Annotated in this window: 16 protein-coding genes; 7 read left to right on the forward strand and 9 right to left on the reverse strand. The window is 42.7% G+C overall.

The window, feature by feature from the left end; translation table 11 throughout:
- Positions 1-67 precede the first annotated feature (67 nt).
- The 3 genes from GD630_RS02055 (at position 68) to GD630_RS02065 (ending at position 6,867) form a co-directional block, all read left to right on the forward strand.
- A complete protein-coding gene (locus GD630_RS02055; protein WP_143867527.1) occupies positions 68-2,551 on the forward strand; it encodes a glycoside hydrolase family 3 N-terminal domain-containing protein in 2,484 nt (827 codons plus the stop codon).
- Positions 2,539-4,611: a polysaccharide lyase family 8 super-sandwich domain-containing protein gene (locus GD630_RS02060; RefSeq protein ID WP_143867526.1), complete on the forward strand. Its 2,073-nt coding sequence runs from the start codon at positions 2,539-2,541 to the stop codon at positions 4,609-4,611. Before GD630_RS02055 ends, GD630_RS02060 begins: the two co-directional genes overlap by 13 nt.
- A 213-nt stretch (positions 4,612-4,824) precedes the next feature.
- Positions 4,825-6,867, forward strand: coding sequence for a polysaccharide lyase family 8 super-sandwich domain-containing protein (locus tag GD630_RS02065; RefSeq protein ID WP_143867524.1), 2,043 nt, complete (start codon positions 4,825-4,827; stop codon positions 6,865-6,867).
- Between the two features lie 320 nt (positions 6,868-7,187).
- Here GD630_RS02065 and radC read toward each other — a convergent pair whose 3' ends face one another.
- The 4 genes from radC to pta form a co-directional block, all read right to left on the reverse strand.
- Positions 7,188-7,883, reverse strand: a complete 696-nt coding sequence (gene radC / locus GD630_RS02070) for a RadC family protein (protein WP_143867522.1) — start codon at positions 7,881-7,883, stop codon at positions 7,188-7,190.
- 203 nt (positions 7,884-8,086) lie between these two features.
- A complete protein-coding gene (locus GD630_RS02075) occupies positions 8,087-9,076 on the reverse strand; it encodes a glycosyltransferase (RefSeq protein ID WP_143867520.1) in 990 nt (329 codons plus the stop codon).
- A 127-nt stretch (positions 9,077-9,203) separates the two neighbouring features.
- Complete coding sequence (locus tag GD630_RS02080; protein WP_007755020.1) at positions 9,204-10,403, reverse strand: acetate kinase; 1,200 nt, start codon at positions 10,401-10,403, stop codon at positions 9,204-9,206.
- Between the two features lie 26 nt (positions 10,404-10,429).
- Positions 10,430-11,449 carry a phosphate acetyltransferase gene (gene pta / locus GD630_RS02085; protein ID WP_143867518.1) on the reverse strand — a complete coding sequence of 340 codons (1,020 nt, stop codon included), beginning with the start codon at positions 11,447-11,449 and terminating at the stop codon, positions 10,430-10,432.
- Positions 11,450-11,646: 197 nt separating this feature from the next.
- On the opposite strand from pta, the gene GD630_RS02090 reads away from it, so the two are divergent.
- From GD630_RS02090 to GD630_RS02105, 4 genes are read left to right on the forward strand one after another with little or no spacing between them, the layout of a single operon-like run.
- Positions 11,647-12,003: a CidA/LrgA family protein gene (locus tag GD630_RS02090; protein WP_007763834.1), complete on the forward strand. Its 357-nt coding sequence runs from the start codon at positions 11,647-11,649 to the stop codon at positions 12,001-12,003.
- A complete protein-coding gene (locus GD630_RS02095; RefSeq protein WP_143867516.1) occupies positions 12,000-12,695 on the forward strand; it encodes an LrgB family protein in 696 nt (231 codons plus the stop codon). The genes GD630_RS02090 and GD630_RS02095 overlap by 4 nt, the downstream gene beginning before the upstream one ends.
- A 56-nt stretch (positions 12,696-12,751) precedes the next feature.
- A complete protein-coding gene (locus tag GD630_RS02100; protein ID WP_143867514.1) occupies positions 12,752-13,669 on the forward strand; it encodes a DUF2156 domain-containing protein in 918 nt (305 codons plus the stop codon).
- Between the two features lie 12 nt (positions 13,670-13,681).
- On the forward strand, positions 13,682-14,704 hold the full coding sequence (locus GD630_RS02105; protein ID WP_143867512.1) for a GNAT family N-acetyltransferase: 1,023 nt from the start codon (positions 13,682-13,684) through the stop codon (positions 14,702-14,704).
- 1 nt (position 14,705) lies between these two features.
- Here the strand turns inward: GD630_RS02105 and GD630_RS02110 are convergent, their stop codons facing one another.
- The 5 genes from GD630_RS02110 to GD630_RS02130 form a co-directional block, all read right to left on the reverse strand.
- A complete protein-coding gene (locus GD630_RS02110; RefSeq protein WP_052587983.1) occupies positions 14,706-15,839 on the reverse strand; it encodes a glycoside hydrolase family 88/105 protein in 1,134 nt (377 codons plus the stop codon).
- 4 nt (positions 15,840-15,843) lie between these two features.
- Entirely contained in the window at positions 15,844-17,139 is a 1,296-nt protein-coding gene (locus GD630_RS02115) for an alpha-l-rhamnosidase (RefSeq protein ID WP_143867510.1), read from the reverse strand.
- Between the two features lie 9 nt (positions 17,140-17,148).
- Positions 17,149-18,174: a glycoside hydrolase family 43 protein gene (locus GD630_RS02120; protein ID WP_143867508.1), complete on the reverse strand. Its 1,026-nt coding sequence runs from the start codon at positions 18,172-18,174 to the stop codon at positions 17,149-17,151.
- Positions 18,175-18,202: 28 nt separating this feature from the next.
- Entirely contained in the window at positions 18,203-19,459 is a 1,257-nt protein-coding gene (locus GD630_RS02125) for a DUF2264 domain-containing protein (RefSeq protein ID WP_143867506.1), read from the reverse strand.
- Positions 19,460-19,689: 230 nt separating this feature from the next.
- A complete protein-coding gene (locus GD630_RS02130) occupies positions 19,690-21,246 on the reverse strand; it encodes an ATP-binding protein (protein WP_143867504.1) in 1,557 nt (518 codons plus the stop codon).
- Positions 21,247-21,352 lie beyond the last annotated feature (106 nt).

A 21,352-nucleotide genomic window follows, 5' to 3' on the forward strand; every position in this document is an offset into this window, starting at 1 on the left:
ATCAAAGCGTTTCAGTCTCCCCCTTCTTTATCTCCTAAATTTATAACTAAAAGACAATTTCACTATTATGGATATAAAATTGATGCTTTTTTTTCTATTAGTATTAAATATCAATACAGTCGGTGCACAATCTACTAAAATTTATCCTCCCAAAAACAAAATCTACCACAAAAGTTGGATAGATTTCAACAAAAACGGAAAAAAAGACGTGTACGAAGACCCAGCACAACCGATAGAGAAACGTATCGCTGATCTGTTAAGCCAGATGACTATGGAAGAGAAGTCTAATCAACTTGCCACTTACTATGGTTATAAAAAGTGTTTGAAGGACAGTCTGCCTACAGCCGAATGGAGGAATATGGTGTTGAAAGACGGAATTTGCAATCTTGACGAGTTTATCTCCCACGAAAAGATTGAAGAAAACAAGACTCCATACGACATGGCAAAAACCATCCGTGAGACTCAACGTTTCTTTGTGGAATATACCCGCTTGGGGATTCCCGTTGATTTCACCAACGAAGGCATCAGAGGATTGGCAGCCCGCCATGCCACCAGTTTTCCATCGATGAATGCCTTGGGATGTACGTGGGACAAAGAGTTGGCCTACCTACAAGGTGTAGTGCAGGGAAAAGAGGCACGTGCATTGGGATATACCAATGTGTACGCACCTATCTTGGACGTGGTGCGCGATCAACGTTGGGGGCGCTTTGAAGGAAGCATCGGTGAAGATCCCTATTTGGTGGCACGCTTAGGTGTGGGTATGGCAAAGGGTATTCAAGAGCAACACGTGGTATCTTCTCCCAAACACTTTGTAGGTTATGGAGATTGCAAGGGAGCACGGCAGAACTTCTCTCGTACAGATCCGCATATCACTCCTTCCGAAATGTATTACATACACGAATATCCTTTCCGTAAAGTCTTTGCGGAGGCCGGTGCGTTGGGAGTGATGTGTGCGTTGAACGATTACAACGGCGATCCTATGGCGGGAAGTTATGAGTTCCTGACCAATAAGTTACGTAAGGAAATGGGGTTCAAAGGCTATGTGGTGTCCGACAGCTATGCCATCGAACGTTTGTCCAATTTCTACTATGTAAGTGAAGATCTCGAGGAAGCTACCCTGAAGGCTTTGGAAGCCGGGCTGAATGTTCGTACTCGTTTTGATGCTCCCGACATATACATCAACCATATCCGTACATTAGTGAAAGAAGGACGTCTTCCGGTAGAGAAACTGGACGAATTAGTGTCGCAAGTGTTGTATGTGAAATTTTGGATTGGTCTTTTCGACAATCCTTATACCGGAGATGCAGAGAAGGCGCAACAGGTATTGAAATGCGACGAACATCTCCAAGCCGCGTTACGCGCTTCAAAAGAGTGCCTAGTGCTGTTGAAAAACAACGACAAGACCTTGCCTTTTGCCGACAATGTACGGAAAATCGCATTGATCGGACCGAACGCGAATACCTGCAATTATGTGCCCACCCATTATGGTCCTGCTGATTATAAGTTTGTCAGCGTATATGACGGATTAAAAGAGTTGGGAGCGCGCAAGGGCATCGAAGTGAATTATACCTTAGGCGTAGAGTTGGTCAATGAAGGATGGCCAAAGACGGAAATTTTCCCTGAACCTATTTCTGCATCCGAACAAAAAGGTATTGATGAAGCCGTGGCCTTGGCCAACCAAAGCGATGTGGCTGTGCTGGTATTGGGAGATGGAATCGCCACATCCGGAGAGAATCGTACCCGTAGCAGTTTGGATTTGCCGGGACGCCAGGAAGAACTGTTGAAAGCTGTGATAGCTACGGGCAAACCGGTAGTTGTGGTTTTGATTTGGGGACGCCCTGCCGCCATCAACTATGCTGACCGATATGCTTCTGCCATTCTTGCGGCTCCCTACCCCGGAGCACAAGGGGGTATGGCAATTGCTGAGGCTTTGTTAGGAGAGTATAATCCTGGTGGTAAGTTGAACAGCACATGGCCGCGTTCGGTAGGACAATTGCCCATGAACATTCCTTGCAAACCGGGGTCAAATGACGAGCCTGCCAATGGTGCGGGAGTAGCGGGATTACTGTATTGCTTTGGTCACGGCCTCTCGTACACCACATTTGAATACAGCGACATGAAGTTGGACAGCATATATACAAAGACCGGGAATGTGCGTGTTTCTTGCCGTATTACCAACACCGGGAATGTAGCGGGCGATGAAGTGGTACAACTCTATATCAACGACGTCATCAGCTCCACCACGGCTTACGAAAAAGTACTCCGTGGATTTGAACGTATCCATTTGCAACCGGGCGAATCTAAAATTGTCAATTTCAGCATTGTACCGGACGACCTGATACTCATCAACCAGAAGAACGAAAAGGTAATCGAGCCGGGGGAATTCAGTGTCATGATAGGCTCATCTATCGAAAATATAAGATTAGTGGATAGTTTCTTTGTCATAGGCGATGGCAAGCGGACGTATCAAAAAAAGAGCAAGGTAGTGCCTCAAGACACGTATAAGCTAATGATGCACGACCCAGACAAACGTAAAAAATGGAAGAAATAAAAGATAAACGAATGAGAGCACTGTTCAGCATATATTGCATGATGATGGTATGTTTAGGAGGTCTCGCACAAGTTCATGCCACGTCCGACTTTGAAACCATCTACAACAGAATGTTTACCGCTTATTCGCACAATCCCTCAACGAAAAGCGTAGAAAATATATTGGGCAAACTGTCTGCCGATGGAAGTTTCAAAGACATCAATTACCAATCGACAGGGGGCGAACCCAGGCAACATGTCAAGAATATTATTGGTATGGCTACCGCATATACGCATCCGAAAAACCTATATTATCACAACGAAACCCTGAAGTCGAACTATTTGAAGGCACTGGCATTCTGGATAGAAAAAGACCATCGAGCTAAAAACTGGTGGTTTCGTTCCATTGCCTATCCTAAGGAGCTGTCGATTAGTGTAGTATTAATGGCAAATGAAATCAAAGAAAATGCATCCTTGTTTCAAAAGGTGACCGATTATCTCTATTTTGAATATAAGCTTGGGAAAAGAAACAACTTGGGAAAAGAGGGAGCCAATGGGGCAGACATAGTGATGGGGGCATTTGCCGCCGCTGTCTTGAATGAAGATGAGAAGGTAATGATCGAATTTAAGAATATCATGTCCGAATTGTTAACCATCCAGTCACAAAATGGCATCTTGACTGATTATCTGTTCGCCCAACATTGTGGCGGTGGAAGGCAACTCTATTTTGCCAATTACGGGAAAGAATTTGTGAACTCCGTGATTTATTATTTAGAGTTCTGCGACGGCACACGATTTCAAGCCATAGGAGTCAAACTGATAGAAGAGTTGTTTATAAACGGTGTACAGTGGATCTTCTTCAACCGACATCACGACCCCAATCATGCCGGTCGCTTTATTTCTTCGACAAGTGGGGCAAAGGATACAGAAAATCTGGCAGACCGATTGAACAAGTTGAGCAATACCTCTCCCAAAACACGCCTTGTCTCCAAGCGTATTCATGGCGAGAACAGTTTAGAAGGCAACCGGATGTTCTGGCGATTTGACTATATGGTGCATCGCAGAAAGGGATATATGACCTCTTCACGAATGACCTCCACCCGCACAGTAGGTAATGAAGCGGGGAATGGAGACGGCGAGTTGAACTATTGCAGTAGTAACGGAGTGAACTATCTCTTTGTCACCGGTAAGGAGTATGAAGGAGATTTCTTCAAGAAAATGAACGTCCGTCAGTTTCCGGGCATCACCGCCGAGCAGGACGACAAGCCCCTGCCCATTCCTCTTTGGGGAGAGAATGGGGGAAACACGCACGCCTACGCTGGTGGTGCCGATGATGGCACATATGGTGCCTGCGGAATGATATTGGAGCGTCGCGGAGTGAAAGCCCACAAGGCATGGTTCTACTTTGACAACGAATATGTATGTCTCGGAAGCGGTATAAGCGCAGAAGAAAGGGAAGCCCCAATTTATACCACCCTGAATCAGACCAACATGGATGGGAAGGTGACGTACAGTGCAAAAGGCAAAAGCCATGTGGTAACAGAAGAGGCACAACCCTCCAATGTGGACTGGGTGATGCACGGAGGAGTTGCCTATTTCAACCTGAGGCCGCAATCAAAGTTCCGAATAGGGTGCATGAACAAACTGTTCAGCCTCAACATTGACCACGGAGCAAGGCCCGCCAACGAGCAATATGCCTATATAGTAAAGCCCAGGCACACCTCCGCCAAGGCTGCGGACAGATACGCGAACAGACATCCCATCGCGATACTTGCAAACACAGAGATACTACAGGCAGTGCGCAACAAGAAATCGGACATTACGGAAGCTGTGTTCTATCAACCGGGGACGTTGGCGATAGACGCTGACCATTCGATAGCTGTAGACGCTCCTTGTGTGGTGGTCTGGAACGAGAAAAAAGGCACAATGGCTGTTGCCAATCCCCAATGCGAGTCGGTGGAACTGAAAGAGATAAACGTTACGCTGACACACAAAGGAGGAGGCAAGAGCGTCACGAATTTCGTATTGCCGCAAGGCGAAATGGCTGGCAAATCCGTCGTGAAAGAAATAAATAAAGGTTAAATTAAAAAGTAAGGGAATCGCACATATTTGTTTTTCCGAGGCAACAACTATAAGCCCTGCTATATATCAACAACTGATTTTAAAACTTGGGGAAAGCCTGTGACATTGGCAATAAACGACTCAATATATGGACAAGAAGTTTGCAAATATGATATGTTTAAAAGCCATATAAAGGGCTGATTATTTATCCGTAAAAAATAATGCAATAAAAATATGAGAACTACTATCCATTACATTTATCTATCGTTGTTTCTATGTTTGCAATGTAAATCTTCACTCAATGCACAGGAAAGAATCAACGATTCAGTGAGTTTGATTAAAAGAAATTATATTAACGCAATTGTCGGAAAAGACAAAGGCAAGGAAGTACTGCTCAAAAAGCTATCAATGATTCCGCCCGAAAAAGAAGTTTCCGACCAGAATGTGATTGAACTGCAACAACTGTATCCTATTTCTCCCGAAGAAATCGAACAGTTGACAAACACGCTCCGTACAGACGGTTCATGGGGAGATATCAACTACGCAGATAGCAAACGTTCAGGATGGGAACCGAAAATACACACAGAACGGATTCTGAAACTCACCAAATATTACTACCAGAAACGGCAAGTTCTCAAACCGTCAGAAACATACCGGTTGACTGATGCTATTCATCGGACAATGAATTTCTGGTTCAGTCAAGGATTGGTATGCAAAAACTGGTGGTACAACCAAATCGGTATTCCACGTACTCTTGGCCCCGCATTCTTACTATTCGAGGATGAAATGAGCGAACAGGAAAAACGGGATGCAATCAAAGTAATGGACAATGCATCCTTCAGTGGAACAGGGCAAAATAAAGTTTGGAGAGCAGGGAATGTTCTAATCAGAGCTTTATTAACAAACGACTGGAATTTGACCAAAGAAGCGCGAGAAGTCATCGCTTCCGAAATAATCCTCGGACAACGAGAAGGGATCAAAGCCGACTGGAGTTTTCATCAACATGGACCACAACAACAGTTCGGAAATTACGGATTGTCATTTCTCTCCAACATGAGTTTCTATTCGGAATTATTCGCAGGAACTTCCCTTGCTTTCTCTAAAGAACAACAAAATATTCTCACTTCTCTCCTTTTAGAAGGTTATCAATGGATTGTATGGCAAGGCTATTGGGATGTAAACGGACTTAACCGACAGTTATTCCGAAATGCAGATATTGACAAGGGGTTCTATCTACTCTTCACTGCATATTCGTTAATGAAAAGTAGTGAACCGGAAGTTGCCCGGAAAATAAAAAAAATGATTCGTCGTAATTCTGTATTTTCACAGATCTCCAATGAATTCATAGGAAACAAATATTTTTGGGAATCAGATTACACAATCCACCGTACGCACAAATGGATGGCTTCCGTACGTATGGCTTCGGACAGAGTCATCGGTCGAGAGGCAGTGAACGAAGATAATTTGAAAGGGTATTACATGGCCGACGGTTCACTATATACTTACGTACGCGGTGACGAATATCACAATATTTTTCCTTTTTGGGACTGGAGAAAAATTCCCAGAATTACCACTTATGAGAGCAATGCTCCCATTTCAAAATCAAATGACAACAATTCGCGTAATCACAGTTCCTACGTTGGAGGAGTCAGCTATAAAAATACAGGAATCACAGCCATGCAACTGAAACGCAACAAACTGGAAGCAAACAAAGCATGGATATTTACCGATGATTATATACTATGTATGGGAAGTAACATTCATGCCGACAGTACAGCTGCCATAATTACATCTATCGACCAACGATTCGGCAAGGGCAAAGTCTGGTCGGAAGATAAGAAACGGTTCTTCCATGATAATACAGGGTATATTATATTACAGGCAGATACCTGCATAGCTGTCACCGAGAACAAAGAAGGGCAATGGAAAGATTTCATGGGAATGTACAAACCTGAAATTCTGAAAAGCGACCTGTTTTCTATCTATTTAAAACATCGTAAAGATGTGCCCGCATCCTATATTTATCTGACACTTCCAGCCACCACACAGCAGAAAGTACAAGATTTCGACAATAAGTCCATCCATGTGATACGCAATGACCAGGAAGCGCAAGCGGTTATTATCAAAGATTTATGTTATGTGAGTGCTTATCATCCCACTGATATACTAATAGAAGGGCAGAATTTCATAGCTATATCGAAGCCTGGAACATATATTATTCATGCTAAAAAAGGGGAATTCATAACTAAAGGACCTTTTAACACTTCCAAATATTAATCTACTCTAAAATCTAAATCAGGACTGGAATGGTTAATTAGTCAACCCTTAAAAAATAACTTTTGGAGGGCGTATCAAAACTAAAATGACCACTTCGAAAAGTTATAAATTATAACTATAAAATTTAAAAGGGTCGTATCAAACTCTGTTTTGAGTAATGATACAACCCTTTATTTAGTCTTTTAGGATGTTCAAATTATAAGTTCATATTTTCAAAAATTGAATTTTTACACACCCTTTGATTAAAAGTTACGTCCCAAATGGTGACCGTTTGCTGGTTCTAATACTTCTGACTATCACAAATATAAGAATAAATTCATTTAAAGCAGTCCTTCATCTGCAAAACTATAGAATTGACTCTCACAAACGATAACGTGGTCTATCAAACGAATGTTCATTGTGTCGGCGGCTTTACGAATATGTTCTGTCAAAATTTTATCCGGTTGACTCGGATGAATGTTTCCTGATGGATGATTATGCACAACAGCTATTTGCGTGGCCCTTTGTAACAAAGCTTCCCGCAAGATCGTACGTACGTCAGTGTAAGTTCCATCTATTCCACCAGTACTGATGCGCACTTTATCAATCAGTTTCGTTGCCTGATTCAACAAAAGAGCCCAAAATTCTTCTTGTTCCAAATCGCACATCAGAGGATGAAAAATATCATAAATATCTTTTGAACAGGTGATTTGAGGCCTTTCTTTTATACTCTGCAGTTTCCTTCGTTTTCCAAGTTCCAATGCAGCCATCACCGTAATACTCTTCGCCGGTCCTATACCTTTAAAACGGGAATAGTCGCAGACTTCCCATTTTGCCAAGGAATTAAGATTATTATCACAAGACAGAAGCAAGCGTCGCATCAGTTCAACAGCACTCTCTTCCGTATTTCCGGAGCCGATTAATATAGCGAGTAGTTCGGCATCACTCAATGCTGCTGCTCCTTTCTCCATCATTTTCTCCCTTGGGCGGTCCTCCAGTGCCCATTGGTTGATGGATAGTTTGTGTCCACTTTCCATTTGCAATGTTTTGAGAGTGTAAAGATAGGCTTATTTTATTTAATGATAGAGGTAACGGAAAGGAATTTGATTATAAGCATCTTCTTTTTTTAATGCTAGAATGAGTTGTCTGACACCCGGGTGTCAGACATACCAAGACCCGGATGTCAGACAACTTTTCTTTGAAGCAAAAATAAGCGGCACAGTAAACAAGACAAAAGAGTCTACTTATAAAAATTCTTTTGGAAAGCCTCAAACTCATCCTTCCCTCTGATGCAACGTTGCCACCATGCGCGCCAAAAGCCTGTACCATAGCCTATAAGCTGTATAAATGCAGCGGCAATGGAATAAACGCCAATAGACAGACTTTTATTCTGAATAGTAGAATCAACGCATACGAGCAATGCATAGAGAATGATCGGCATGAAACTGAAGAGGCAGAAGGGGGTTCCTAATAATAGAAGTGCTACTCCCAATGTGAATACCGCTGGAAGCAAATGTATCAGTTTCAGAGAATCCGGATATTTCTTATAAAGATTAATACGGGCAATGCCGGAGTTATGCACCTGCTTGAAGAATTTCTTCAAGTCAGTCCGACGTTTATGATATACCCAGGCATCAGGAAAAAGACGGCAGATGTAACCACCTTTGAATATACGGATACTGAAATCAATATCCTCACCGAAACGCATCTTTGAAAAACCTCCCAAAGCCTCGTACACTGCCCGGCGAACTCCCATATTAAAACTACGGGGATAGAATTTGTCCATCTTCTTTTTTCCGCCACGAATGCCTCCGGTCGTGAAGAAAGAGGTCATGGAATAGTTGATTGCCTTCTGAATATCAGTGAAAGAATCGTGTGCACGGTCGGGGCCGCCAAAAGCGTCGGCAGGAGAAGCGGCAAGCTCCTTCTCTACCGCATCGAAGTAGCCTTCGGGAAGGATGACATCAGAATCCAATATAATAAGGTATTCTCCTTCGCTACGTTCTGCCCCGTAATTACGGCTCTGTCCCGGTCCGGAGTTAGATTTAAAAAAATATTTTATATCTAACTTATCCGTATATCGGTCTACTATTTCTTTACAGGGAACAGATGAACCGTCTTCTACCACAATCACTTCAAAATCTGTGAAATGCTGGGTAGTCAGACTCTTCAACAGTTCGTCCACCTCGTCGGGACGATTATAAACGGGAATTATAACGGAGTAACGCATATCAATCGGTTATGGCTCTATTTCAAGATACAAAGTAAGGTAAAAAAAACGAGAACCATGAAAGATAGCTAATAAAAAAGGCAGCTTCGTCACCGAGCCGCCTTTTCTATATCCGGAGTTTATGAACTTATTTCTTCAGGATATCCATTGTATCAGAAGCGATCAATAACTCTTCATCTGTCGGAATTACTACAACTTTCACTTTAGAAGCAGGAGTTGAGATTACAGCTTCGTCACCATGAATCTTATCATTGACAGACTTATCGATCTCGATACCCATAAATTCCAATCCCTTGCATACTTCCTCGCGACACAGTGACTGGTTCTCACCAACACCACCTGTAAACAATACGATATCCACACCACCCAATGCAGCAGCGTAAGCACCGATGTATTTCTTAATACGATAGTAATACATTTTTTCAGCAAGAATTGCTTTCGGATTGCCGGCTTTACAAGCCGCATCCAATTCACGCATATCGCTTGATACGCCTGAAACTCCCAGTACACCGCTCTTTTTGTTCAGCAAATTAGAAACACCGGTTGTATTCAAGCCCTCTTTTTCCATGATAAAAGTTACTGCACCGGCATCGATATCACCGCTACGAGTACCCATCATCAAGCCTTCCAACGGGGTTAATCCCATCGTAGTATCCATACACTTACCATCCTTGATAGCAGCGATAGAACCACCATTACCAATATGACAAGTAATGATCTTCTTTCCTTCCGGAGTTATGCCCAAGTACTCGCATACACGCTTTGAAACATAACGGTGGGAAGTTCCGTGGAAACCATAACGGCGTACTGCATACTTTTCATACAATTCATAAGGAATAGCATACATATATGCATAGTCAGGCATAGTCTGATGGAACGCTGTATCAAATACACCTACCTGAGGAATGTCAGGAAGAATAGCGGAAACGGCATTCACGCCTTTCAAGTTGGCAGGATTGTGAAGCGGAGCCAAGTCATTGCAAGCCGTAAAAGCTTCCAATACTTCTTTGTTCAGCAATACAGACTCACTGAAACGTTCACCTCCGTGCACCATACGATGACCTACCGCATTGATTTCTTCCAAAGACTTGATTGCCCCATATTCAGGATTAATCAATGTATTCAAAATAAACTCTACTCCTACTGTATGTTCCGGAATATCCTTTTCCAGGATTTTCTTTTCTCCATTCGGCAGAGTCAGTTTAAGGAATGATCCTTTCAGACCGATTTTCTCGATACCACCTTGAGCAATCACCTCTTTAGTGGTCATGTCGAACAATTTATATTTAATAGATGAACTTCCGCAGTTCAATACCAGAATCTTCATGTATTCAGTGTTTAACGGGTTAGTGATTAATGGTTAGCTTTTGCTGCGATAGCCTGATTAGCTGTAATAGCAATCATACGATATACATCTTCGATAGAACAACCGCGAGACAAGTCATTCACCGGACAGGCGATACCTTGAAGGATCGGGCCGATTGCGTCGGCGTGTCCCAAACGTTGAACTAATTTGTAGGAGATATTACCAACTTCCAGACTCGGCACAACCAATACATTTGCTTGTCCGGCAACTTGTGAGCCCGGAGCTTTGCTTGCACCTACTTCAGGAACAAGAGCTGCATCAGCTTGCATTTCTCCGTCCAAGTCGAGAGTCGGAGCCATTTCTTTGGCAATCTTTGTAGCCTCTACCACTTTGTCCACCACCTCATGTTTAGCAGATCCTTTGGTAGAGAAGCTCAACATAGCAACTTTCGGAGTTTCGATACCGGCAACAGCCTTAGCAGTCTGTGCTGTACAAACAGCAATCTGAGCCAACTGGTTAGCATCCGGAACCGGAGTTACCGCTACGTCACCCATTACCAAAATACCGTTCTTTCCGCATTCCGGAGCATGTGTCAGCAACAACATTGCGCCTGATACACAAGTGATTCCCGGAGCAGTCTTGATAATCTGTAAAGCAGGACGCAATACATTACCGGTAGTGTTGCGGGCACCTGCCAACTGACCGTCAGCATCACCGCTCTTAATCATTAAACAACCATAGAACAAAGGATCGTTTGTCAAATTACGAGCCTCTTCGATAGTCATCCCTTTCTTCTTGCGCAACTCACACAGCAACTGTGCATACTCTTCATGTTTCGGAGAAGTTTCAGGATCGATGATAGTAGCCTTGCTGATATTTCCCAAGCCCCATTTTGCAGCAAGCTCATTGATTTCAGCCGGTTTACCCAGCAAAATAAGGTCAGCAACTTCGTCTGTCAAAATCTGATTGGCAGCTTTCAATGTGCGTTCTTCAGTTCCTTCAGGAAGAACAATACGTTGGCGGTCTGCTTTTGCACGCGCAACGATTTGGTTGATTAAATTGAGCATAGATATATTGAATATTATTATAAAACCTGCTTACAATTTGTTATTTGCGGTGCAAAAGTAGTCAATTTTGTAATATCCACATTACAATTTAGTCCATTTTTCTCCCCCACATCTAAAATATTATAATATTTAACACTGTACTCCTATTTTTCATACCTTTGCAGCGTTTTCAAACAAAATCAATAGGTTATTAGTATATGATACGTCAGTGTGCCATCTTATTTGGCTGTTTGGCTTTGGGTGAACTAATCGTTTACTTTACAGGAATCAAACTTCCTTCCAGCATTATCGGAATGCTGCTACTCACCCTCTTTTTGAAATTAGGTTGGATTAAACTGCACTGGGTACAGGGATTGTCCGACTTTCTGGTTGCTAACTTAGGATTCTTTTTCGTTCCGCCCGGTGTGGCGCTCATGTTGTACTTCGATGTAATCGCGGCTGAATTCTGGCCGATTGTGATAGCTACCATTGTCAGTACCGCACTTGTACTTGTCGTAACGGGATGGGTACATCAGATCGTCCGTAAAATCAACTTAACACATAAGACCAAATGAGCTTCTTAGAAAATAATTTCTTCCTGCTGGCCATTACCTTCGGGATTTTCTTCTTTGCCAAACTGCTTCAGAAGAAAACAGGACTGGTATTATTAAATCCTATATTGCTGACCATCGCACTGTTAATCATCTTCCTTAAAATGACCAATATCTCTTATGAGACATACAATAAAGGAGGACATCTGATCGAATTCTGGCTACGCCCGGCCGTTGTGGCTTTAGGCGTACCTTTATATCTCCAACTGGAAATGATAAAAAAGCAGTTGTTGCCTATTCTACTGTCTCAACTGGCAGGCTGCATCGTCGGAGTTATTTCAGTTGTACTGATTGCGAAATTTATGGGAGCCTCACAAGAGGTAATCCTGTCACTGGCTCCGAAATCGGTTACTACTCCGATTGCGATGGAAGTAACCAAAGCCATCAGCGGTATTCCGTCACTAACGGCGGCAGTTGTAGTGGCAGTAGGTCTCTTGGGAGCTATCTGTGGCTTTAAGACCATGAAAATCATGCACGTAGGCAGCCCTATTGCACAAGGTCTCTCCATGGGAACAGCCGCCCATGCCGTCGGAACCTCCACTGCAATGGATATCAGTAGCAAATATGGAGCATACGCCAGCCTGGGACTGACGCTGAATGGTATATTCACAGCATTATTAACACCTACCATCCTTCGATTATTAGGTATTCTATAAAAACAAAATATCCTGATTATCCGTTATATAAAGAGTTAAACGCAAAATGCAACTTTATGATTCCATTTCAAGATATCACATTAGCAGACAAAGACACGATTACCTCATTCACAATGAAAAGTAATCGACGTAACTGCGACCTGTCGTTCTCTAATCTTTGCAGTTGGAGATTCTTATATAATACTCAATTCGCAGTAGTCGACAACTTTTTAGTTTTCAAATTCTGGGCCGGAGAACAATTGGCGTATATGATGCCGGTAGGAACAGGAGACCTGAAAGCAGCTCTAAAAGAATTGATCGAGGATGCAGGTAAGGAGAACCAGCCCTTCTGTATGCTGGGAGTATGCGCCAATATGCGTGCAGAGCTTGAGACTATCCTCCCGGAACAATTCACATTTACGGAAGACCGTGATTATGCGGATTATATTTATCTGCGGAGTGACCTGTCTACATTAAAAGGCAAAAAATTTCAGGCAAAGAGAAATCATATCAACCGGTTTCGTAACACGTATCCGGATTATGAATATGCTCCGATCACTCCGGACCGCATCCGGGAATGCTTGGACTTGGAGGCCGAATGGTGTAAAGTGAATAATTGTGACCAGCAGGAAGGGACAGGCAATGAACGCCGCGCATTGGTTTACGCTCTTCACAACTTCGAAGCGCTCGGTTTGACAGGAGGTATCCTGCGCGTGAACGGCAAGATCGTGGCATTTACTTTCGGTATGCCTATCAATCATGAAACCTTCGGAGTGCACGTGGAAAAAGCAGACACTACCATTGATGGCGCATACGCCATGATCAATTATGAATTTGCCAATCGAATCCCCGAACAGTATATTTATATCAACCGGGAAGAGGATTTAGGTATCGAAGGCTTACGCAAAGCCAAATTATCTTATCAGCCGGTCACCATCTTGGAGAAGTATATGGCTTGTCTTAAGAGTCATCCGATGGATATGGTTAAATGGTAATATTCGGCGAACATGATAGTTAAAGAACAAGTAAAAGCTTTATGGAGAATCTGCTTTCAAGATAGCGAAGAATTTATTGATCTGTATTTCAGACTCCGCTATAAGAACGAGGTAAATGCTGTTATCCAAAATGGCGACAAGGTAGTTTCGGCACTTCAGATGCTTCCTTATCCGATGACTTTCTGTGGAAAGACCGTACAAACTTCTTATATTTCAGGTGCTTGCACTCATCCCGATTTCCGAAGCAAAGGGGTCATGCGCGAGCTTTTATCCCAGTCTTTTGCCCGAATGTTACGCAATGAGGTACACTTCAGCACATTGATACCGGCAGAGCCTTGGTTGTTCGACTATTATGCCCACATGGGATATGCTTCAGTATTCAAATACTCTACGAAAACAATAGCCTTATCTGAGGTTATTCCTTCTCCTTCTAAAGATATCAACATTGAAATCATCGTGGAATATCAAGATGAGGTATATTCCTATTTAAACAAGAAGTTGTCCGAACACTCTTGTTGCATCCAACACACTTCGGAGGACTTTCAAGTTATCATGGAAGACCTCTCCGTCAGCAACGGAATGCTCTTTCTAGCCAGACAAGAATATGAAATAAGAGGGATAGCCTTTATCTATAGAAGAGAGGAGAGTATCATTATTAATGAACTTTTGGCTGAGAACAAAGATGTAGAGTATAGTCTACTGCACGCTATCAAGCAACATACAGGATGCAAGCGCATGGTTCAACTATTGCCTCCTGAAGATAAACAGCCTCAACATCCGCTAGGTATGGCACGTATCATCAATGCCAAAGAAGTGCTGCAAATCTATGCCGCAGCTTTTCCTGAAGATGAAATGCAGTTGGAATTATCGGACAAACAATTGCCTGTAAATAACGGTTATTATTACTTACGCAAAGGAAAGTGTATGTATAGCACCGAGCGACTGCCCGGTGCACATATACGAATGAATATTAGTGAATTAACCAATAGAATACTTCAGCCGTTAAAGCCATATATGAGCTTGATGATGAATTAAATTATTTATTCAAATAACGAACCCGTTCGCAAGCTGCCAATAGAAACGCACCTACTCCAAAATTCGAAGTAGAGTTTGCGTCTACGACCTGACCGGGTATTGCTTTCTCACCAATCGGTTGCACATAACCAATCTTGCCATCAGGCTGCAAAGCAACTGTTGAGAGATATTTCCATGCTTTTTCAACCACCGGCTGATATTCTGCAGCATCCAGGAAACCGTTATTGATTCCCCATTGTAAACCATAGGTAAAGAAAGCCGTTCCACTGGTTTCCGGTCCCGGTGCATGTAGCGGGTCGAGCATACTGCGTGTCCAGTAACCTTCCGGCTGTTGACAAGCAGCAACCGACTTAGCCAGGGTACGGAAACGATCTATATATTCCGGACGATACTTATCTGTTTCAGGAAGTTCTTTCAAGACTTTTGCCAATCCGGCCAATACCCAGCCGTCTCCACGTGCCCAGAAATCCTTTTTACCGTTCACACTCTTGTGTTTAGGATACACGTATTTTCCATCCCGGTAATAAAGTCCGGCCTCTTCATCATACATAATACTATCAGCATAGGCGAGGTATTCATGCAGTTTCTCCAAATAGAGCGGATTCTTAGTAATGTTATACATCTTTGTCATGACCGGCATGACCATATATAAGCCATCTGCCCACCACCAATAATCATGATTGGGGGTACTCATCTGATATTCCATCACTTCGCGGGCACGGGCTATTTTCTGTGTATCCGGTTCCAGATTATAGAGATCGGCATACGTCTGGAAACAAATCTGATAGTCACCGAAAAGCACATAATCATCACTTTCACCGTAACTGTACTTCCAGTTTTCCTTATGATCTGATTTTGCACCTTTCCATTCATTATGTTCCGCCCAGGCTTTCGAGTATTCCAAATACTCCGGCTGCTTAGTCAAAAAATAAGCTTCCATATTTCCGGTGTGATAGGCGGCATTATCCCAAAAAGAACGTCCGTGTTCCGGATGATTCGTCTGCCAATAATTATTCACTTTATGAATGGTGTTTATCACTTCTTCAGCAGAAGCATCCTTCTTATCCGTACAACTTGCACAGATTGCACCGCCTAGAAAGAGTGCAGAAAAAAGAGTTGCATATAGTTTCTTCATATCTTTATTTATTTGTATCCATATTCGTTTCCAATACATATATCATTTGAGGCTCAATTTCCGCTGTGCGTTCACCGTCTCCCTGACGGGTGTGTTGTACAAAGAGATGCAGTTTCCGCTGCTTTTTCCAAAGTTCCGTATCATGAGAGGGTTCCCAGGCATCCACCGAAAAATCCGTCAGATCCGTTATCGTCCACTTACTGGTACCCACATCAGTCGTATGTGCCATCGACACACGGCTTCCTCGTTCCTCATCACGGAAAATATAAAAGACTTCTCCACCTTCTACCACAATACGCGGACGGGCAATAGGGATCATTTTCGTACCTCCGCCCTTCAAGGTAAAAGGTGTCCGGCGATCGGTTATCTGCCGTTGATGCCACATCTTCCCATCATTCCAGACGATGCGGTATTGAGGAACATCACTATCGGGTTCCCGCCAATAAGTAGCTATATACGGATTTCCTCCCGCATCGGCACTCATACTCGTCTGATTTATCAACTCACAGTTTTGAGGTAACCGACAGGCATACTCCGCATTGGACAATTTGATCGGGAGTTCATATCGTTCTCCACTCGTCTTATACCAAGTTACCCCATTATCAAAAGAACGGGCATAACAAATATCATGGTTTGTTTCCACATGCCAAGTCTCGCGCCATACCCATGAAAGATGAATCGTCCCTTTCTCATCAACATATAACTGCCAATAGGCATTCCGTTTATTTTCCCCGTCGATCAATATATCCTGCACACGAGTCCATTTATGTTCTTTCAGCGAATAACGGTTCATTACCAGATTTCCACGACCCGAAGAACCGGAGCGGTAAACAAACAATAAATCTCCTCCGGATAAAGGATAGAACTCCGGATAGGTGACATTTCCTTCGTCAACTCCGGTCATAGGCATTTTATCCCCCAGTTCCAAAGAACCGGGAGCAATGCTCCGGCAATAATTCAATGGATGTCCGTGATGGTCAAAAGATACGTGTATGTATCCTTCTCCATCTATCATCATACTAATTATATTATGAGCATCCTTCACATTTCCCTGATATTGGGTGCGATGTAATGTCCATTGTTCCGAATCCAGTTTCCGCTTTCCAAGTACCAGATAGCCATCGTTATCGTAATAACTGATATATTGTTCATCACCGTGTGTAACCAGCGAATTATTCCGAAAGACCGTCGTATTGATCGAAGTACAGCTATACCCCTTTCCCACTTCAACCAGATGCTGGGAACAGGCAATAACAGGGACAAGCATTATTCCGCAAAGTAGTAGCAGTATCCGTTTCATATTTATTTTTTATTTGTCAAAGATAGAAAGGTTCCATTTTTCATGCCAAGGGATAGTTATTTTCCCATCTTTTACCAACACAGGCAGCCATACATAACGGGAATCTTCCAAATCCTTCTTCTTCCAACGGTCGAACATGGCAATATATGCATCCTTCTTTCCGACAACGGGCTGGACATAAGTACTCTGGGCATAAAACGTTTTATCCGCATCCGGTCCCGTACAAGGGTTTCCGATTGTCTTCCATGTTCCCATAATCGAATCGGCTACTGCGATCTCGGCTATATTAGGATCCCAGCCAGTACAACCGGAGCTTAACATATAATATTTACCATTATATTTAAATACTGCCGGAGCCTCTCTCGATTCTTTTACGAAATTGCGTGTAAAACGTCCGCTCGGTTTCAGATAATCATCAGTCAGAAGGCTGATATACATCGTTTCATTATTTTCTGAAGAATAAAACTGATAAGCACGTCCGTCATCATCCACAAAAACAGTCTGATCGCGGCTCATCGCATTGTTCGGACGAAAACTTCCCTGATAAACGAACGGACCGACAGGAGAATCGGAAACTGCCACTCCGGCACAAGCCTTACTGTAATCAGCACTTTCCACATGGGCCCACATTACAAATTTGCCCGTTTTCTTATTATAAACCACTTTCGGACGTTCCAATACTTTGGAGGGATGCAGGTCATGATTCGGATCGTCTTTAACTGCCGGAAGTACAATACCCTCAAATTTCCAATTCAGCAAGTCTTTAGAAGAGTAACAACCTACTCCGGTCACATCCGTACGATAACACTCCCACGTAGCCCAGTCAGGCAAAATGGTTTTCCCTTTCTTGTATTCGCCATACCAATAGTAAGTGCCGTTATGATATAGAAGTCCACCACCATGGGCATTGATCGGATTCCCGTCCGTATCTTTCCAAACTTGTCCGGGGATAAAACTCGTATTCTTTTGAGCCTGTATTGATATCGGAGGGAAAGCTCCTATACCAACTACAATCAGCAATAATAATCTAATCATATACAAAATAATTATCGGTTAATTTCTTTTAATGAACGGCATGATCTTTCGGAAAGTCTTTTCCTTCCCAGGCTTTCTTACTTGTCCAATCCTCAGCAGGTGATGTCCAAAACGGGTGACTGGCGGGAAGCCCCAGCGGAAGAAAAGCGAGTGACGCCATATATAAACTGCCATTATTAGTATACCAATCTGATATATTCGGCTGTTTACCATTGAATCCTAAAGTCAGAAACCCTTTTTCATTAAAGTTACGGTCATCACCGAACATCCGTTTAATAACCGCCGTCATAGCTGCACGTACTTGTCCGTTCGATAATTCTTCAGGAAGCCACTCTCTCCATGCCAGCAACGCCAGTGGTTGCAAAGTTCCCGTACGATAAGTGATAGAACGACCGAATACAGGGAGAGTCCCTTCCGGAGAAACAAACCGTTCCAGAATAATTCCGAAACGCTGCATTCGTTTGACTGCACGTTTATAATCACAGTCCGGCATATTCCACACTTTATTCTTGCCGGCATTTGTCATAATCTCCAACGGTTCTATATACATAGGATGGAGCACAAAACTATTGTAATAGTCGAAAGCAAAATCCTTACCATCCGAATACCAGCCATCACCGACATACCATTCCTCCACTTTACGCAGGGCCGAAGCAATGCGATAAGTATCACTAGCTGCACCAGCCTTACGCAAGAAAGATTCTACCGTAGCAGAAAAAAGCAACCAATTAGTATAAGGAGGATCTACTCGGCGAAGCTGTGTAAATTCAGTAATATAACGCTGTTTTGTGATACTGTCCAGCGGAACCCACAAGGCATCATATCCTCTTATGAAACTTTCTGCAATATAGGCTGCATCCACCAACGTCTGCCCCTCTTTTCTCCATAACAAATAATCGGGACTTTCCGGATCTACAGCCTGCACATAACTCTTTAACGCCCATTCGCACAACTGTTTACGTTGAGCTCCCTCCACTGTATCATCATCCGGTAATGAAATCCAGGGAGCCAGTCCTGCCATCAAACGCCCGAAGCACTCCATATAAGTGACATTCTTATTTCGTCCATCCCATGTCGGACTCAACTCTACCAACATGTTCTGTTGCAACTTGCCCTCACTCATATTACTAAGCACGGGTTCAGCCATTCGATATAATACTCCCGCCCACAGTTCGCGGTCGGTCGGTTCTTTTACTTGTTTTTTCTTTTTCGCAGACAGATCCTGTGCAGGGATCAACAACATTGCTATCAGCAACGGTAGTAAGTAATGTCTATTCAAATTCATGATACTATTTTAGGTTTTTCGTCTACAAAGGTACTCCATACTTAGATAAATAGAGTCCAATTTTACGTCAAAAAGGGATACAAAAAGACCATTATTCGTATGAAAAGCTTTTATAAGGCTATCTTTTCGCAAATGAATCTCATTGCCACTATATATAATACGACATTACTCCACTTTCCACCTATCCATTATTGCATATTTCAATGACCAACTATACTTTTCATAATGCGCTATGCATCAGCATCAGGGATTATTTTCCACTCTTTAAGACCTCGTGTCTCGGAAGAGAAGTCAACGCCTATCTTGTATAACTTGCGGGGGTCTTTGGTAAAGGGCAGAGCATAACCCTTCTCCTCTATCTGACGTAAAGCGTCGTCGGCACTACCATCAAGTTTCAGTTCCATCACGTAAATATAGTCTTTGGTTTTCAACACAATGTCTATACGCCCATTACTAGTGGTACGTTCTACGTCGGTATAAAAGCCCAACATTTTAAACACCAAATACATCGCATTTTGAAAATAAAGTTCCATCTTCCCCGTTATCTTGTAGTCAGTATCGGCAAACATGGATTGCATTCGCTGCATAAAACTTTCAGGAGCACCACGACGTATATCCATGATAAAGTTAGTGATGAAAAATCCCGTCTTTTCTTCTTCTACCGGTGTGTAAAAAGGTATCAGATATTTAATGAAACCACTCTCCACTTCTTTGTTTGGAAAACCCAACCGGTAGATATCAAATTCTTCATTATACCCCTTTATCGTGAGATATCCGCTCTGATAAATGACAGGAATAGGATTGCGTGACATGGAATCAATGCTATTCAAAAAGTCACTGGGAACTTGCTCTTCGGTTAGCTTGTCCAACTGGTAATTCGAATTCTTCATCAGATAAACAAGGAATGAAGGTGTGCCTGTTTCAAACCAATAATTGGCAAACTTCATTTTAGCTAAAGTATTGAGGATGCTGAAAGGATTATAAAGTCCTTCGGTTTTGTAGTCAAAATGATAACCATCGTACTGTTCCTTCAGTTTCGTGTAACATTCCTTCTTTGCCAACCCGTTTCTTTCACCTAACAGCGCCACATCATTATCAAAGTATTCGTGGAGTTCTCCGTCTGTGATACCGCAAATATTGATATAGCGGTCATCCATAGAGATATCATTCAGGTTATTCAAGTCACTGAATACACTCACTTTGCCGAATTTCGTCACACCTGTAAGGAAAGCAAGTTTGATATAACGATCCTGTGTTTTAAGTACAGAGTAGAAAGCTTTCAGCGTACTACGATATTCCGCCTGTAATGTCTCATTACCGATAGCCTGCAACATAGGCTTATCGTATTCATCCACAAGAATAACTACACGATGACCAGTCTTTTCGTAAGCACGTTCTACGATTCCCTTTAAGCGCAAGGCGAAGGTCACTTCTGTAGGAAAGGTGCCATATATCTCTTCCCATTTTTTGAGACTGTCATCAAGAACATGATTCAAGCTATCCATCGCATCATATTTGGCAGTATTCAAGTCAAGATGAAGAATAGGATGTTCTTCCCATTTATGTTCCAGCTTCTCGATGGCAAGTCCCTTGAAAAGTTCCTTTTTACCACTCAGATAAGCTTCCAGCGTAGAAAGAAGCAAGCTCTTCCCAAAACGTCGGGGACGGCTAAGAAAATAATAACGTCCGGTAGTAGCCATTTGATAGACTAACGCCGTCTTGTCCACATACACATAACCGTCATTTATCAGACTCTCAAAGTTCTGTATTCCTATGGGGTAAATCATAATGGGATGGTATTTAAGTATTCACTACGCAAAGATAAACGATTTCCTCGCGTAGACAAAGTGAAGGATGTTAAAAGATTAGGAATGATTATATCATAATTATTCC

Origin of the sequence: Bacteroides zhangwenhongii (genome assembly GCF_009193325.2) — a bacterium.
In the GTDB taxonomy this organism is placed as follows: domain Bacteria; phylum Bacteroidota; class Bacteroidia; order Bacteroidales; family Bacteroidaceae; genus Bacteroides; species Bacteroides zhangwenhongii.